This window comes from Lentibacillus kapialis (assembly GCF_014646635.1).
Taxonomy (GTDB): domain Bacteria; phylum Bacillota; class Bacilli; order Bacillales; family Amphibacillaceae; genus Lentibacillus; species Lentibacillus kapialis.
In genome coordinates, this window is the sequence record NZ_BMNQ01000002.1 from 91162 (window position 1) to 108326 (window position 17165).

Here is a 17165-nt window from a genome sequence, read left to right on the forward strand (position 1 = left end):
GTCTAGTATACAGGAGATAAGTGCGGTGAGCAATCAGGGCTATTCGTTGTATGAAAGGACAGGCAACGCTTCAAAATCAGCCAATTGACTGTCCGCAGGTGTCGAATTCGGCCCAACCAACATTCAGCAGAAAATAGTGTTCTGCTGAATGAAGTTACGCTAATGTTTATTTTTCTCTAACTGCCCAGAGGAATCTTTTTTGGAACCATTCTCTTTAAGTAAACCATGTTTTTTCAAGGTTTCTTTCATGTGCTTGTTTTCGGACACGAGAGTATTGCGTTCACGCTGCAATCGAATCATCTTTACTAAACTGACAGCAGCTGTTATCACTCCTCCCATTAATACAGAAAAAAGGATAACCAATATTAATGGTGCTTCCCCGCTCCCAAAAACATAATTGAATTCAACAGGGTCAACGTTAATCACTGCAAAAATAGCGACAATAAATACAAAAATGATTGCCAGAATAACGTAGGTTTGTCCTCTCAAATTCTAAACCTCCTTTCAAACGACTCTTCATTTAATTTACCCTCTTTTACTTTTACATAACCACAATAACCCCCCGAAGCCATCTAGCTTCAGGGGGCGTTTCATTTTCATTACACTTGTGGACCTTCCGTGCGTTTCTTTTTGGCAAACGTTACCGGCTTTTCCTTGATACTTTTACCGCGCCAGACGAGCCATAGTTGTGACGCGAGGAATAATGATGAATACGTACCCGCAAGAAGTCCGACTGCCAGGGCAATAGCAAAACCGCTGATCGACTGTGCACCAAGGAATAAAAATGCAAGTACTGCAATCATGGTCGTTACAGTGGTGTTAATACTGCGTGTCATCGTTTGCACCAGACTTCTGTTCACCGTTTTGGCAAGTTCCTTAAATGTCTTTATCCGTTTTTTTCTTCTTAGATTTTCACGTATCCTGTCGAACGTTACAATCGTGTCGTTGATAGAATAGCCGATAATCGTCAATATAGCCGCAACAATCGTTACGTCAAACTCAATTTGTGTCAGACTGAATATCGCTAATACGAAAAATGCATCATGCACTAGCGCGATAATTGCTGTAACCCCGAAAAACAGTTCAAACCGGAAGGTGACATAGATAATCATGCCAATGGAGGCGATTGCCACTGCATACAGCGCATTCTTAACCAATTCTTCTCCAACAATCGGGGATACAACGCTCACGCTCGTATCCGCGTTGAAATTTTTCTTAAAATACGTTTGTATATCAGAAATGCGATCTTCGTCAATTATTCTGTCATAGCGCAGAATAGCTCCTTCGTTACTATCACCTGTCAGCACAACCGACTGGGCTTCTAAATCCAGTTCTTCCAAACCGCTTTCGATTTTTTCTGTATTCAAGCTGTTTTCTGCTGCAAGCTGAATTCGAGATCCACTTGTAAAATCAATTCCAGGGTTAAGCTGAAAAATCCCCAGCGAAGCAACGCCAAGTATGACCATCAAGACCGAAGCTACAAAAAACTTTTTCCGGTGCTGTACAACATTGAGTTGCCGGTTAAACACTTTTGGTTCATATTCAGTTGAATCCGCAATGTCCTTAATATCTTTTCGCTTAACCCCAAACCAGCCTGGACGGTTTTTAAGTGATCTACTCTTAACCCAAAGCCCCATCAATAACCTTGTACCATAAACAGCTGTTAGAAAGCTGACAACAATACTGAGGATCAGCATTGTCGCAAACCCTTTAACAGAGCTTGTACCAAAAATGAACAAAACTGCAGCTGCTAAAATTGTTGTGATATTCGCATCGACAATGGCTCTCAGCGAGTTTTTCGATCCGGCTTTAAAGGAGGCTTGTACCGACTTGCCTTCCCTCAGCTCTTCTTTGATACGCTCAAAAGTAATCACATTCGCATCGACTGCCATACCAACACCAAGAATTAGCGCCGCTATCCCTTGCAAAGTGAGCACACCATTCATCAGATCAAATACTAATAAAACCAAAAAGATATAAACACTTAAATTGATAGCCGCAATAATGCCTGGAAAACGGTAAACAGCCATCATGAACAGAAAGACAATGCCTATTCCGATCATGCCTGCAAACACTGTTTTATCCAAAGCCTGTTCTCCAAACTGTGCGCCGACAGTGTTTGAATAAAGTTCCTTCATATTAACCGGCAATGACCCCGCATTAATGATGTCAGCCAGCCGTTGCGCGGATTCGACCGTAAAATCACCGTCAATTTGTACGTTTGTTGTGTTCAATGTTTTTTTGACGGTAGGTGCGGAGACATATTTCGAATCTTCTTTTCCATATTCTTCAGCAAATGAATCCTCTTTCTGATAGTCCATCCAGATGACAAGCAAATTATCCGGGTATGGAGTATCAGTGTTTTGTTTGTTTTTAATCCGGCTGGTGATATCACCGAACTGTGATGCATCCTTCAGTTTCAATGTAACAATTGGCTGGTTTGTCTGCTGACTGAAATCCTGCTGGGCACCACCCTTAACAAAATCAGTTCCGTCGAGCAGTTTTTCGTCTTCAACATTCCGTAACGACAGACGTGCGGATGTCGACAAGAGTTCGCGAGCTTCTTCCTGATTTTCAACCCCGGCAAGCTGAACCCTTATCCTGTTATTGCCCTCTATATCAATATTTGCCTCACTGATACCTAATCTATTCACACGTTCATTAAGAATTCGAACGGTATTTTCAAGAAGTTCCCTGTCTGTTTCCTGATCTTCTTCAACAGGTTCCACTTCGTATAAAATTTCAAAGCCGCCCTGCAGATCCAGACCCAGATTAATATCTTTCGCAATTCCCGTTACCGTTGAACCGATCGTTCCTGCCAAAATAAGAACGATCAGAAAAAAGGCAACTATTCTGCCTCTTGTTTTCATATATGATTTTGCCTCCCTTAAGACTTCACGGGTTGTTCGTTATGTATCATTCATCCGTCTCTTCTTGATCATCTTGAGTCAATGCTGCAATAGACGCTGACAGATCATCATCCTGATAGGCATTGACCGTTAAATAGCTCATGTAGATATTGGAAGATAAATGGAAAATATCCTGTACCACTTCATATAACCGTTTGGAAGGGTCACCTTTCCAAACCTTTTCCTCCAAGCAGTTCCATACATCATCACTTGTTGCGTTATGATATCCCATAAGACGCAGTTCGCTTGCTTTGCTTTTTAATGCCGGCTCGATTTCAGTTTTCCATTCGCTGACTGTTTTTATCATACTCTCAACTACTCCCCCTCGTAAAACCATTCCCTTTATATCGTGATGCTTGTCATGCTTGGACCACTATATTGCATATATATCATTGTATCTGAAAATATATTTTTTGAGAAGGTAGGTCGGCAATATTGACCAAACAAACATTTCTCCAGGGAACGCTAATCCTGATAATGGCAGGCATGATAACGAGGATGCTCGGTTTTGTTAACCGTCTGGTTATTGCCAGGGTGATGGGTGAGGAAGGTGTCGGCTTATATATGATGGCACTTCCAACACTATTTCTGGTCATCACACTTACACAGCTTGGGCTTCCGGTCGCTATTTCCAAACGCGTATCCGAAGCTGAAGCTAAGAATGATAAAGCTAAAATTAAGCGGATTCTTATTATATCATTGATCATAACTGCTGTAACAAGTGTTGTTTTCACAATTGGCATGATTGCTGCAGCACCATTTATTGCCACAACATTGCTGACTGACGAACGGACTTTGTATCCACTGGTGGCCATTAGCCCTATTGTACCGATTGTTGCCATATCTTCCGTTCTTAAAGGCTATTTTCAAGGACGGCGGAATATGAAGCCGCAAAGCTATGCACTGGTCATCGAACAGCTTGTACGAATTACCCTTGTTGCTTTATTTGTTAAATTACTGCTTCCTTATGGAATTGAGTTTGCTGCAGCAGGTGCCATGTTTAGTATTATAATTGGCGAGCTAGCCTCGATGTTATATTTGACACGTGTGTTTAAAAAACAAAAAATTGTAAAAGTCCGGAAGCGGTTCTTCCATAATTTGAAGTCAGGAAAAGATACATTATATGAATTGTTTTCTATTTCACTTCCTAGTACGGGCAGCCGATTAATCGGCAATATCTCCCATTTTCTGGAACCAATACTCGTTGCACAAAGCCTGGCCATTGCAGGTATTTCCAGTTCGCTTGCGACGAAACAGTATGGTGAATTGACAGGTTATGTCTTACCGTTGCTTTTTTTACCTACATTTATTACAAATTCATTATCAATTGCATTAGTCCCCTCCATATCAGAGGCTGATGCCCATCAAAATAAACACTTAATTCATTACCGGATTCATCAATCAATCAGGATTTCATTTGCATCAGGTGCGATCGCAACCGTCATACTAACTTTATTCGCAGCTCCCATACTAAACTATATGTATGGAACTGATAATGCAAGTCATTTTTTAGTCCTTATGGCACCTTTCTTCATCCTGCTTTATATCCAGTCACCACTACAGGCTGCGTTGCAAGCACTCGACCTAGCAAGGCCTGCCATGTGGAACAGTTTAATCGGAGCAGCTATCAAGTTGACGGTGCTTTTTTTGCTGGCATCAAATCCGGATTTTGGCATAAACGGTGTTGCAATCGCCATGTCAGTCGGTGTTATTCTCGTAACATTATTGCATCTGGCCAGTCTTTATAAGGAAATCGGATTTATAATAGCGGGCTGGGACTTACTGAAAATGGGACTTTTAGTATCATTAACATGGCTATGCGGAAGATTTTTACGCGGCGTGTTTAGCGGTCTGGAATCTAATCTGTTTATTTTTGCTTTAATGCTTATGACCTTGCTAATCGTTTATGTTATTCTGCTCTTTATATTAAAGTTTTTAACAAAAGAAGAGATCAAACAAATACCTCTACTGCAAAAATGGCTATCATAATAAATATAACGCCAACTTTTATGGCGTTATATTTATTGACTAAGACGTATATGGGATCAAATATCGTATGTAAATGTAAATGGTTGATGCTGCTAAAGACAACAGAACAAAAGGTATGCCATATTTCATAAAACGTATGAAGGGCAGTTTTTGTCCTTCGCCTTCTGCGAGACCTGCCACTACGACATTGGCAGAAGCGCCGATAAGCGTTGCATTCCCGCCTAGGCAAGCCCCAAGCGCCAATGACCACCATATCGGATCCAAGTAGACCATACCATAACCCTGAAATTCCTCAACAACCGGAATCATGGCTGCGACAAAGGGGATGTTATCAACAATACCTGAGAATAGCCCAGATACCCATAAAATTAAAATAGCAGTTGCGACAAAATCACCATCCGTCCAAAGAATAATTCCTCTTGCCAATTCATCGATGATTCCGGACGATTCAAGCCCGCCCACCAACGTAAATAGTCCGATAAAGAAAAATAATGTGACCCATTCAACCCCGGAGAAAACACGTTCTGTATTCAACTCTTTTTCCGTCAGCAGGAGCAGTAAAACAGCTCCACTTAATGCAATGGCAGTTAAATCAATATGCAGGAACGCATGCAGCAAGAATCCTAAAAGTGTCATAGTCAGAACAGTGATTGATTGATATAGCATCGGGGAGCGCACAAGATAGGCGGACGCATCAGCTTTCATTAACTCTTCTGCATGGCCGTTTATAGACTGTAATGACTGTCTGAACAAGGGAAGCACTAGCAACAGCATAATGATAAACATTAAAAGAGCCATAGGTGCCAGATGATTGATAAAGGACAGAAATGTCAAGTGATCAACAGCCTGTCCGATCATTATGTTTGGCGGATCTCCAATAAGAGTAGCCGTTCCCCCAATATTCGAACTGAAAATAACTATCAGCAAATACGGAAACGTTGGTAAATTTAATTGTTTGGTAATTTTCAGGATGATCGGAACCAATATCAGCACTGTCGTAACATTATCCAACAATGCTGAGCCAAGGGCAGTCAGTATGCTCACAACGATCAAAAGCGGAATCGGCGAACCCCGTACAAGTTGGGTGAGCCGGATGGCAACAAATGAAAACAGTCCGGTCTTTTCGGTAATGGATATGAGTACCATCATGGAGAACAACAAGGCAATGGTATTCCAATCAATATACTTGGTAAACATATCTTGAACACTGTAAATCCCTGTTAACAGCAGCAATATGCCACCCGTCATTGCTACGACAGCCCGGTTCACCTTCTCCGTCATGATAAAAATATAACTTATAGCGAAAATGACTCCAGCTAATATAACATCCATACAACATCCTCTTTCGGTATTATAGGTTGATCCTTTTACAAATATATGCCGCACAATGCAAAATATTTTCAGTCTATTTTTTTGTTTGGACGAATATGATAATGATATATGGACAATCACTTAGAGGGAGGCTGAACCAGCGTGCGGAAACAACAATTCGTTGCCCTGTTGTATGGATGGATTATTATTCTTGGACTGCTGCTCTTGACAAGTATCATTCTCGCATTTTTCCTTCAATTTACTGGGCTGAATGAGATGACATTGTCTTGGATCACATTGGCTGTCGGACTAATCAGCTTATTTATTGGTGGCGTAATTGCCGGGGTTAAAGGAAAAGAAAAAGGGTGGATCATTGGGGTGATCACGGGAGCGGGCTTTACACTTTTTGTCTTTCTTGTACAATACTTGGGCTACCAGCAGGGTTTTTCACTTGAGCAAACTCTGCATCATGCAGGTTTTATACTGGCAGCATTGCTTGGTGGTGTTATTGGGGTAAATATGATCAAATCAGGAAGTGAAATTTAAGCACAGGCGGTCTTAGTCTATCTTCATCAACAGCCCGGAACGAAAAGAAGTCAGTTGCAAATGCACTGACTTCTTTTATAACGTCTGGAAATATAAATGATGGATGACCTTATAAGAAAAGCTTCGGCATTCGCTGTAAGACGAGACGAATGCCGAGTTTTTCTAAAATGGCCGCTATCCAGTTTTCTCATACCTTTATGTATATCATAAAGTTCTACTGTGCATTATTGTTTTTAATTTCCCGGATCGCCGAACGATCATACGTAAGTCTTGGACCGTCGCCATCCTGAAGCACAACCGTATCTTCATCAAGTGCGTGGATCTCGGCATGAAGACCGCCGATTGTCACGACTTTATCACCCTTTTGCAAATCAGCCTGCATTTGTTTTACCTGCTTTTGCCGCTTTTGCTGCGGACGGATCAGCAGGAAGTAAAAAATTACAAACATTAAAATGATCGGTAACAGTGAAAATAATGTATTCACTTGCATGTCCCTCCTTTATTAAAAATTCTTGGCATTCTCTTTATTAAAACCATATTGTTCAAAGAATGCTTCTTTGAAATCGCCTAGCCTGTCTTCAGCAATTGCTGTTCGCACTTGCCCCATTAATTTTAACAGAAAATATAAGTTATGGTAAGTAGTAAGTCTGAATCCAAACGTTTCATTGCATTTTACCAAATGCCGGATATAGGCACGGGTATAATTTTTGCATACATGACAGCCGCAATTTTCATCGATCGGTCTGAAATCACGGGCATATTTGGCATTGCGTACCACTAGCCTGCCATTTGATGTCATACAGGTCCCATTACGTGCAATACGCGTCGGGAGTACGCAATCAAACATATCGATACCGCGCATTGCTCCGTCAAGCAATGAGTCCGGTGACCCGACTCCCATTAAATACCGTGGTTTATCACTCGGTAAGAGTGGTGTTGTGAATTCCAGCATTCGGTTCATGATGTTCTTGGGTTCACCGACCGACAGCCCGCCAATCGCATAGCCCGAAAAATCAAGCGAGACCAGATCTTCTGCACTTTGTTTTCTTAAATCTCCATATTCACCGCCTTGGACAATACCAAATAATCCCTGTTCAGAAGATCTTTCATGGGCATTCAAACAGCGCTCCGCCCAACGTGTTGTACGTTCTACCGAGGATTTCATATAATTATGTGAGGCTGGATATGGCGGACATTCATCAAATGCCATCATAATATCCGATCCGAGCGAATTTTGAATGTTCATCGCTTTTTCAGGTGAAAGAAAGAGCTTCTCGCCACTCAAATGATTTCGAAAATGAACACCTTCCTCTTTAATATCGCGCATGTCACTAAGACTAAATACCTGAAAACCGCCTGAATCGGTCAATATTGCACCATTCCAGTTCATAAATTGATGCAGACCACCGGCTTCCACAACAATATCCTGACCGGGCCGCAGCCATAGATGGTATGTGTTGGACAAGATAATGTTAGCATTCATCTCTTTTAATTCTTCCGGACTCATCGTCTTTACGGTAGCCAAAGTTCCGACAGGCATAAACGCTGGAGTATCAAATGATCCGTGCGGTGTATGGACCTTTCCTAGACGGGCCCCTGTTTGGTTACATGTTTTAATATGTTCATACGTTATGGCACTCATACTATTCGTTCCTTTACTATTCAAGATTATTAACACCTATAAAATCAACATTGCATCCCCAAAACTGAAGAACCTGTAGCGTTCCTTTATGGCCTCTTGGTACGCATGCATAATGTTTTCTCTTCCCGCAAGTGCACTGACCATCATAATTAATGTTGACTTTGGTAAATGAAAGTTAGTAATCAATCCATCAATTGCCTGAAAGTCGTATGGCGGATAAATAAAAATATCTGTCCATCCACTTGATTCTGCAAATTTGCCGCCATTGTCACGCGCAATCGTCTCCAATGTACGTGTTGAAGTAGTACCAACTGTAATGATACGTCCGCCATTCGCTCTGACCGACGAAAGTGCATCTGCTGTTTCTTTTGACATATGGTAAAATTCTGCATGCATTTTGTGTTCTTCAATTCTATCAGTGCTTACCGGTCTGAATGTACCCAGACCGACATGCAGTGTGATAAACTCAATGCTAACGCCCATACTGCGAATGTCATCAAGCAGTTCATTCGTAAAATGCAGCCCGGCAGTCGGTGCTGCGGCTGAACCCTCTTCTGTCGCATATACTGTCTGATACCGCTCTTTTTCGGGCAACTGTTTTTTTATATAAGGCGGTAATGGCATTTCACCCAATTCATCAAGTATTTGATTAAAAAAACCATCATACTCCAGCTGTAGAATACGTCCGCCATGATCTTTCAGACCGACACAGGTTGCACGGAGTTTTCCGTCGCCAAAAACGATAACTGCTCCAATGTTCACTTTTTTGGCCGGTTTTACAAGGACTTCCCATGTATCCGCTTCCTGCTGATGCAGGAGCAACACTTCCACATTTGCTCCGGTATCCTGTTTGGTGCCATATAACCTTGCCGGAAGAACACGTGTATCATTCAATACAAGACAATCATCTTTTTTAAGATAGTTTTTAATATCTGTAAATTGTTTATGCTCCACTTTCTTCGTCTGATGCTGCAAAACAAGCATACGAGATGCGGTGCGATCTTTCAACGGAGTTTGTGCAATTAACTCTTCCGGTAGATTAAAATCAAAATCCTCTATATTCATGATGCTCTCCTAACTGTACTTAGCGAAATTTTCCTATAATGAATAAGATGAGTGACAAAATAATACTTACGACTATCGATGTCATGATTGGGAAATGGAACGTAAAATGATCACGTTTTATAGTGATATCCCCAGGCAGTCTGCCTATAAATGACCAGATGATGCCAATCACAATAAAAATGATGCCGAACGTAATAAACATCTTTCCCATATTCATTCATTATCTTTCCTTAAACCAAAATGCTCGTATGCACTCGACGTTACGACACGCCCCCGCGGTGTGCGCTGAATAAAACCGATCTGCAGTAAATACGGTTCATACACATCCTCAATCGTCTGTGATTCCTCTCCAATCGTCGCTGCGATTGTATCTAAACCGACAGGACCACCCTGAAAACCATCGATGATGGCATGCAGCAGTTTATGATCCGTATAATCCAGACCGGCATCATCAACTTGTAGCATCTTCAAAGCTTCATTCGTTGTTTCCAGACTGATTTCTGTCTCCCCTTTCACTTGTGATATATCGCGTATCCGTTTTAGCAGCCTGTTGGCAATCCGGGGCGTACCCCTTGAACGGCCGGCCACCTCAAGAGCTGCTTCGTGCGTAATGGACGTCTCAAAAATATCCGAGGTCCGCTCGACGATATCACACAATTCGTTTGGGTTATAAAATTCCAGTCTGCTCAGGACTCCAAAGCGATCACGCAAAGGGGCTGATAACAAACCCGCTCTTGTAGTTGCTCCTACAAGTGTGAATGGTGGCAAATCAATTTGGACAGATCGTGCACTCGGGCCGCTACCGATTACAATATCAATAAAAAAGTCTTCCATTGCCGGATACAGTACTTCCTCAACAGCTCTAGGCAACCGGTGTACCTCATCAATAAACAGGACATCACCCGGTTCAAGCGATGAGAGTATTGCCGCCAGATCACCGGAGCGTTCTATAGCCGGACCTGATGTTGAGCGGAACTGAACCCCCATCTCATTGGCAACAATAGCTGCAAGAGTTGTTTTCCCTAAGCCGGGAGGACCATATAGTAAAACATGGTCGAGAGCTTCATCACGCATTTTTGCGGCCTGAATAAAAATGCTTAAATTGTCTTTTACTTTCTGCTGACCGATATACTGGCTCAGATTTGTGGGGCGTAGACTGAGTTCATCAGCGGAATCTTCATTCTGTAATTCACCTGCGACCATGCGCTCATCCATCTTAATCCCACCTTATTAATTTCTCATTAGCAATGCCAGAGCTGTTCGCACGATTTCGTCGGTATTATTGCTGTTTTCCTTCTGCAGCTCAGGTGTAATTGATCTGATCTCCCGTTCAGTATAGCCGAGTGATTTTAATGCTTCCTGAGCTTCTTGCACCCCTTTTGAAACTTCGCGGGATGGCTTACTCTCAGCAGACTGAGCAGAAATTGACACAATCGCAGACAATTTACCTTTTAAATCAAGAATAATCTGTCTGGCTGTCTTTTTGCCTATACCCGGGAAACTGGTCAGAAATTTATCATCCTCGCGCTCAATCGCCTCAATAAATCCTTGTGTATCAATGCTGGCCAATATAGCTAATGCACCCTTGGGGCCAATGCCTGATACAGAAATGAGCTTTGTAAACAGCAATTTCTCATCCTGGTCCCGAAAACCATACAAAACCTGTGTGTCTTCACGAACATAATGATATGTATTAATGGTTATTTCGTTATGTAATGATGCCTGAAACACAAATGGAGCGGCGCAGAAAACCTCATACCCAACTCCCTGTACATCAACAATGACAGCATCTTCATGTATATTGACCAATATTCCTTTTATATAAGCAATCATGTGATTTTCTCCTTTTTTATCCCTCATCTCATTTTAACACAAGTATCCAGTGTTGGCAGAAAGAAAACTCCCATTCTCCAAACGAAGAATGGAAGTCTCCTGATTAGTCTGATCTCTCCATATTATGATGGATATCTTGTGTGTCTTCACTGTCCTCCAGCATATCAATCAGATTTAACATTTTTTGCTCGTCGTCTTCAGAAGGAGCGATGTAATTTTGCGGAAAATATGATACATCGGATTCAATAAGTTCATAATTACTTTTGCGCAAATGATCACGGACATTTTGAAAATTCTCCGGATTGGTATATATTTCGTATACTCCGTCTTCGGCCACGATATCATCCGCACCGGCTTCAATAGCCTCCATACTGATTTCATCTTCATCAATGGTGCCATCTTCTTCAACGAGAATATAGCCTTTACGGTTAAACATAAATGTGACACTACCATTTTCACCGAGATTCCCGTCATTTTTTTTGAAGGCATGTCTAATTTCTGAAGCAATTCGATTTTTATTATCTGTCAACACATTGACAATAACTGCAATGCCTCCAGGGCCATAACCTTCATAGGTGATTTCTTCATAATGGACACCATCAAGATCACCGGTTGCCTTTTTGATAGCACGCTCAATATTGTCATTCGGCATATTGTCCGCTTTTGCCTTATCAACCGCTGTCCTCAGTGCCGCATTCGTATCTATGTCACCTCCGCCTTCTTTGGCGGCTGTATAAATATTTTTGGCATGACGCATAAATATTTTGCCCTTTTTGGCATCCTGGGCGTTCTTTCTGCGTTGTATATTGTGCCATTTAGAATGACCAGCCATAGGACATTCTCCTCTCTCCACGAATTTCCTTTATAACTATATCAAAAAACCCACAGTTGATAAAGCGAAACTTTATTCAAAGGGGTGTTTTTCCCCTTTGAATATTAGTTGAGCAGAATCGGACCTTTACAGGCAGTTGCCCATTTTAATCATATTTTAGTTTAATTTTCATATTAATAAGGGGACTTACTGCCTGTTAAGGCGGGATAAAGCGAAACTTTATTCAAAGGGGTTTTTTCCCCCTTTGAATATTAGTTGAGCAGAATCGGACCTTTACAGGCAAAAATGACAGTTTAAAAATGTTCCCGGTCACGGTTGAAGAATTCACGCAAAAACTCGCGTATATCCCCATTCAACTGATCAGGTTGCGCATCCTTGTTCCGCATCCGGTCCCAATATATATCATCTGTATAAACATAAATCTCTTTAGTCGGGACCATCCTCTGTACTTCCCGCTCAACAAGTTCACGCATATCCGGTGGTGCTTGATCGGTGAGCATAACACCAACAACCACCTTTTCGTCAGATATGGCAACTTGTGCTTGCCGGACATCTTTGCGTTCTTTTAATTGCTTGGATATGGACATGGACATTTCATTCGTAAACAAATCACTTTGTGCATTTTCATCCCCGTCGTTCAACTCTTTTTGTTCACTCTGCTGGTAACCGCCTTGTTCATCAATCCCTTGTTTCTCTTTTCCAAACCGCTCATTCTGTTCCTTTTCATTTTCATAATGAATCGGTTGTGAATTCATATTTTCTTGAGAGTCTTCTTGTCCTGTTTCATATTGTGCACAGCCGAAAAGTAAAGTTGAAACGGCGGGTACAAGCATCCATTTAATTATTTGCATAAAAAAACCTCCCTTATATTTAGGTTGGATAAGCGAGGTGTTTTTAAACAGTTAATTAAAGGAATTATTGATTTTTGCGGTGAAATTGCTTTGCCGGTTTCCTTTTGTGAGCTGTTCTCCTATGCATGTTTTCAATAAGTTTTCGATCCTCATCCGGAACGTCCTTTCCTTCCAGATAGGCATCAATTTTATCATAAGTCGTTCCTATTTCAGCTTCATCCGTCTGTCCTTCCCAAAGACCGGCACTTGGCTTTTTAGTTAAGATATTATGTTTGACGCCAAGATGCTCTCCTATTTCCCTTACCTCTTGCTTTGTGAACTCCACCAATGGAAGAATATCTACACCGCCATCGCCATACTTGGTAAAATATCCGATATGCCACTCCGCCGCATTATCTGTTCCCACAACCAGATAGTTATAGTGCGCTGCAATCGTATAAAGGGTGCTCATGCGCAGACGTGCCCTGAGATTGGCGCCTGCAAGCTGATCATTCTTCTGTTCAAATGAATGGTTCAATCTCAGCTGATCGCTTATTGACGAATACATCATATGATGTGTTTCAGTCAAATCAACTGTCATGTCATGTATTCCTGAGCTTTCAGTCACTTTTTTCGCGTGTTCCATATCTTCCGAGCTACTGTTGATCGGGAGCATCACTCCAAGTGAATCGTCAGGGAAGGCACGTTGAATAAGATACGCCACGACTGCTGAATCCAACCCTCCGCTGACTCCGACCATCAAACCGTTGAGACCTGCTTCGTGCACGCTTTCACGGAGCCAATTTACAATGTCGTTTACTGTTGATTTCATAAATACCACCTTACTATCATCCAGAATTCCTATAGTTAGTTTAGCATGGTTTAAATCATTTTAAAAAGATTGACGTTTAAAAAAAGAGAGACGATCATTGATCTCGTCTCTACTTCTAAATTCATTCGTCTGTTGTATCTTCTTCATCTTCCCGGAACCATTGGTCAAAACCAGGGGGCTGTGGCATTGGTGCTTGGCTGTTTGAGAAATACGGCATAGTCGCTGGCGGCGGCATTTGCGGATTATGATAGCCTTGTTGCATATCCATTGGCTTTGACGGGAATTTCGGACTAAAACCGTGTTCGTTCATTCCATAGTATTGGTCCGGACTGGCCGGCATAGCCATATTTGACGGAGCATTAGCCGAGCCCATCATGTCGCTATAATGCGGCGGCAACATTTGTCCCTGATGACAATACATCGGATACATTTGCCCCGGATGCTGCATTGGTTTTGGCATCGGGTGATGATGCATCGGCATTTGTACAGGGTGCTGATACATCGGCATTTGCATTGGTTTTGGTGCCCCGCAGCCGCAATCCTGATATTCATCTAAATAAGGACTCATTTGCGGTATTTGCGGCGGGCAAGGTTTCTGATGGTAAAATGCTAAATCCGGCTTTGGAAGAGAATGGCAGCATACTTCTTTTTCTTTTTCAGGTAATTCTGCCTCAGGTTGTTCATAGGCTGGTATTTGTGGGAGGTTGATGGTGGTGTAGTAGTTCATTTCCTGATCCATGGATGTTACTTTTGGCTGCATCGGCATCTTAGGCTTAATGTCTTTCGGTGGTTTGACATCATCTTCTTTAGTAACTGGCATTGGTTTTGGTGAAGTGTCCTTATATGGCTTTTCGGCGGCAGGCATTTGCGTTTCTTTTTGAACCTCCTTCTGGTACTTGCCTTCTTTTTTGACCGGCTTTGATGAAGCAGGAATTTTGATTTTCATGCCTGGCATTATCATATCCGGGCTTGAAAGCTGCGGATTCAGCTGCTTTACCTGATCAAAATCAACGTCGTACTGTTTTGCTATTTCCCATAATGTATCGCCTTTTTGTACAATGTGAATTTTCAAATCTAAACAGACTCCTTTCAGTCCAGATTCATACTGGGCAAATCACTCATTATCACCATATGCAGATAAATGATAAAAGTTGAATTAAAAATAGAAAAAAGCCGCCTGCACTAATCAGGTGCAGACGGATTTCATTATAAATCAATTTGATAAACAGGGAATGTACCAAGGATTGTTACATTACAGCCCAGAGCTTCCAATTCAGCTTTGACTCCGGGAAATAAAACCTCGTCATAAGGCTGGTTAACATCAATAATGAAAAAATAATTACCTAAACCAGTTTTCATCGGTCTTGACTCAATTTTAGAAAGATTCATCCTGCGCCAGGCAAATGCAGCAAGCACTTGATATAATGCACCGGCATAGTCGCTTGGGAGTGTTATCAACAAGCTTGTTTTTTCTGCCTCAGCTTCGTGCTTGACATTGACTATCTCTTTATTTTTTGCCAGTACCACAAACCTGGTATGGTTGTTCGGATAATCGTGAATATTTTCCTGGAAAATGTCCAAGCCATATTCATTTGCTGCCAGCCTATTACCTATAGCAGCCATATTGTTCTCGCCGCTGCTGACCAATTCTGCTGCCTTTCCGGTAGAAGAGGTGAAATTCATTTTCGCATCGGGCATATGCATATGTAAAAATTGATGGCATTGGGCAATAGCATGACTATGCGAGTATACTTCCGGCACTTCGGATAATTCACCGGCAAACCCAGGTTTGACAAGCAGATGCTGCTGAATTGGAACAACTATCTCTGCCATTACCGGCAACCTGACTTGGTGAACCAAATAATCGACAGTTATTTGCACCGTACCTTCTATTGCATTTTCCAGTGGTACGACTCCGACATCAATCTCCCCATCATTTACTGCATCAATGCATTCTGGAATTGTTGTAAAACTATGTTTGTTTTCACCATTAAACGCGGTATCAACCGCAAGCTTTGTAAAGGTACCCCGCGGTCCCAAATAACCTATTTTTGCCATTTAATTTCCCCCAATCTTCAGCATCATCTACAAAAATCAGTCTATAAATTCAAATTCAAAATCATTAAGCCTAATAATATCACCGTCGCTTGCCCCACGCTTGCGCAATGCCTCATCCACACCCATTCCGCGTAGTTGCCGTGCAAAGCGCTGCACCGATTCATCTTTCGTAAAATCTGTCATTTTAAACAGTTTTTCGACTCTTGCTCCCGACAACACAAATGAGCCATCTGAATCTTTAGTAATTGTAAATGGTATTTCTTCTTTTTGATAGCGATAAACCACTTTTTCATCGGTCTTATCGATTTCCTCTGTATGTCTTGGTGTCTTATCAAGCACATCTGCAACAGCCAAAGTAAGCTTCTGAAGCCCTTCTTTTGTCAACGCTGAAATCGAATAAATCGGATATTTGTCTTTTAATTTGCTCTCGAATTCACGTAGGTTTTGTTCTGCTCCCGGCATATCCATTTTATTTGCGGCGATAATTTGCGGCCGTTCTATCAGTTTTGTATCATATTCCTTCAGCTCACGATAAATTTTAACAAAATCATCGTAAGGGTCTCTTCCTTCAACTCCCGCCATATCAATGACATGAAGCAGCACCCGCGTGCGTTCCACATGACGTAAAAACTGATATCCCAGCCCGGTGCCTTCATGAGCCCCCTCGATTAATCCAGGGAGATCTGCTATCACAAAACTGCGCTGATCATCAGTATCAATCACACCGAGATTAGGTGTCAGGGTTGTAAAGTGATATTCAGCTGTTTTCGGTCTGGCAGCACTTACCACTGACAGCAGTGTGGATTTTCCTGCACTTGGAAAACCAATTAAGCCCACATCAGCCAGTAATTTTAATTCAACCTTAATATTGCGTTCCTGTCCCGGTTCTCCGTTTTCAGATAATTCAGGGGCCGGATTTTTAGCAGATGCAAAACGGGAATTACCTCGCCCTCCGCGTCCACCCCTGGCAATCACAGCCTCCTGTTCATGATTCGTTAAATCAGCTATTAATTCTCCGGTTTCTTCATCGGTTACGGTAGTACCGGGCGGAACATCCACGACTAAAGACACCGCATTTTTCCCGTGTTTGTTTTTACTCATACCATTTTCGCCGCGCTTTGCTTTATAATGACGATTGTATCGAAAGTCCATTAAGGTGTTAAGCCCTTCATCAACCTTAAAGATAACATCACCGCCATTTCCGCCGTCACCTCCCGCAGGACCGCCTTTTGGAACGTATATTTCACGCCGGTAGGCAGCAATACCATCTCCGCCGTCTCCAGCCTTAACATATATCTTAACCTGATCAACAAACATC

At 42.0% G+C, this 17165-nt stretch carries 18 protein-coding genes; 2 read left to right on the plus strand and 16 right to left on the minus strand.

Features of this window, described 5'->3' with window-relative positions; translation table 11 throughout:
* Positions 1–159: 159 nt before the first annotated feature.
* From IEW67_RS01525 to IEW67_RS01535, 3 genes are all read right to left on the minus strand, one after another.
* On the minus strand, positions 160–489 hold the full coding sequence (locus IEW67_RS01525) for a LapA family protein (RefSeq protein WP_188631286.1): 330 nt from the start codon (positions 487–489) through the stop codon (positions 160–162).
* Positions 490–599: 110 nt separating this feature from the next.
* Positions 600–2870: a protein translocase subunit SecDF gene (secDF, locus tag IEW67_RS01530; RefSeq protein WP_188631287.1), complete on the minus strand. Its 2271-nt coding sequence runs from the start codon at positions 2868–2870 to the stop codon at positions 600–602.
* 46 nt (positions 2871–2916) lie between these two features.
* Positions 2917–3216: a post-transcriptional regulator gene (locus tag IEW67_RS01535; protein WP_188631288.1), complete on the minus strand. Its 300-nt coding sequence runs from the start codon at positions 3214–3216 to the stop codon at positions 2917–2919.
* A gap of 128 nt (positions 3217–3344) precedes the next feature.
* Here IEW67_RS01535 and spoVB point away from each other — a divergent pair, with 128 nt between their 5' ends.
* A complete protein-coding gene (gene spoVB / locus IEW67_RS01540) occupies positions 3345–4898 on the plus strand; it encodes a stage V sporulation protein B (RefSeq protein WP_188631289.1) in 1554 nt (517 codons plus the stop codon).
* 39 nt (positions 4899–4937) lie between these two features.
* Here the strand turns inward: spoVB and IEW67_RS01545 are convergent, their stop codons facing one another.
* The gene (locus IEW67_RS01545; RefSeq protein ID WP_188631290.1) at positions 4938–6230 is read right to left on the minus strand and encodes an ArsB/NhaD family transporter; all 1293 of its coding nucleotides are present in this window, start codon (positions 6228–6230) and stop codon (positions 4938–4940) included.
* 141 nt (positions 6231–6371) lie between these two features.
* On the opposite strand from IEW67_RS01545, the gene IEW67_RS01550 reads away from it, so the two are divergent.
* Positions 6372–6755, plus strand: a complete 384-nt coding sequence (locus IEW67_RS01550) for a TIGR04086 family membrane protein (protein WP_188631291.1) — start codon at positions 6372–6374, stop codon at positions 6753–6755.
* Positions 6756–6969: 214 nt separating this feature from the next.
* Here IEW67_RS01550 and yajC read toward each other — a convergent pair whose 3' ends face one another.
* The 12 genes from yajC to obgE form a co-directional block, all read right to left on the minus strand.
* Entirely contained in the window at positions 6970–7239 is a 270-nt protein-coding gene (gene yajC / locus IEW67_RS01555) for a preprotein translocase subunit YajC (protein WP_188631292.1), read from the minus strand.
* An 18-nt stretch (positions 7240–7257) separates the two neighbouring features.
* Positions 7258–8397, minus strand: coding sequence for a tRNA guanosine(34) transglycosylase Tgt (tgt, locus tag IEW67_RS01560; RefSeq protein WP_188631376.1), 1140 nt, complete (start codon positions 8395–8397; stop codon positions 7258–7260).
* Between the two features lie 36 nt (positions 8398–8433).
* Entirely contained in the window at positions 8434–9462 is a 1029-nt protein-coding gene (gene queA / locus IEW67_RS01565; RefSeq protein ID WP_188631293.1) for a tRNA preQ1(34) S-adenosylmethionine ribosyltransferase-isomerase QueA, read from the minus strand.
* A gap of 19 nt (positions 9463–9481) precedes the next feature.
* Positions 9482–9679, minus strand: a complete 198-nt coding sequence (locus tag IEW67_RS01570; protein ID WP_188631294.1) for a DUF2905 domain-containing protein — start codon at positions 9677–9679, stop codon at positions 9482–9484.
* Complete coding sequence (gene ruvB / locus IEW67_RS01575) at positions 9676–10677, minus strand: Holliday junction branch migration DNA helicase RuvB (protein ID WP_188631295.1); 1002 nt, start codon at positions 10675–10677, stop codon at positions 9676–9678. Before ruvB ends, IEW67_RS01570 begins: the two co-directional genes overlap by 4 nt.
* Before the next feature lie 15 nt (positions 10678–10692).
* Positions 10693–11295 (minus strand): Holliday junction branch migration protein RuvA, encoded by a 603-nt coding sequence (ruvA, locus tag IEW67_RS01580; RefSeq protein WP_188631296.1) that lies wholly within the window; start codon positions 11293–11295, stop codon positions 10693–10695.
* Positions 11296–11398: 103 nt separating this feature from the next.
* Positions 11399–12127 carry a YebC/PmpR family DNA-binding transcriptional regulator gene (locus IEW67_RS01585; RefSeq protein WP_188631297.1) on the minus strand — a complete coding sequence of 243 codons (729 nt, stop codon included), beginning with the start codon at positions 12125–12127 and terminating at the stop codon, positions 11399–11401.
* Positions 12128–12420: 293 nt separating this feature from the next.
* A complete protein-coding gene (locus tag IEW67_RS01590) occupies positions 12421–12978 on the minus strand; it encodes a YhcN/YlaJ family sporulation lipoprotein (RefSeq protein WP_188631298.1) in 558 nt (185 codons plus the stop codon).
* Positions 12979–13042: 64 nt separating this feature from the next.
* The gene (gene nadE, locus IEW67_RS01595; protein WP_188631299.1) at positions 13043–13789 is read right to left on the minus strand and encodes an NAD(+) synthase; all 747 of its coding nucleotides are present in this window, start codon (positions 13787–13789) and stop codon (positions 13043–13045) included.
* 121 nt (positions 13790–13910) lie between these two features.
* On the minus strand, positions 13911–14861 hold the full coding sequence (gene safA, locus IEW67_RS18390; RefSeq protein WP_188631300.1) for a SafA/ExsA family spore coat assembly protein: 951 nt from the start codon (positions 14859–14861) through the stop codon (positions 13911–13913).
* Between the two features lie 134 nt (positions 14862–14995).
* A complete protein-coding gene (pheA, locus tag IEW67_RS01605) occupies positions 14996–15847 on the minus strand; it encodes a prephenate dehydratase (protein ID WP_188631301.1) in 852 nt (283 codons plus the stop codon).
* A 36-nt stretch (positions 15848–15883) separates the two neighbouring features.
* The gene (gene obgE, locus IEW67_RS01610) at positions 15884–17164 is read right to left on the minus strand and encodes a GTPase ObgE (RefSeq protein ID WP_188631302.1); all 1281 of its coding nucleotides are present in this window, start codon (positions 17162–17164) and stop codon (positions 15884–15886) included.
* Position 17165: the final 1 nt, after the last annotated feature.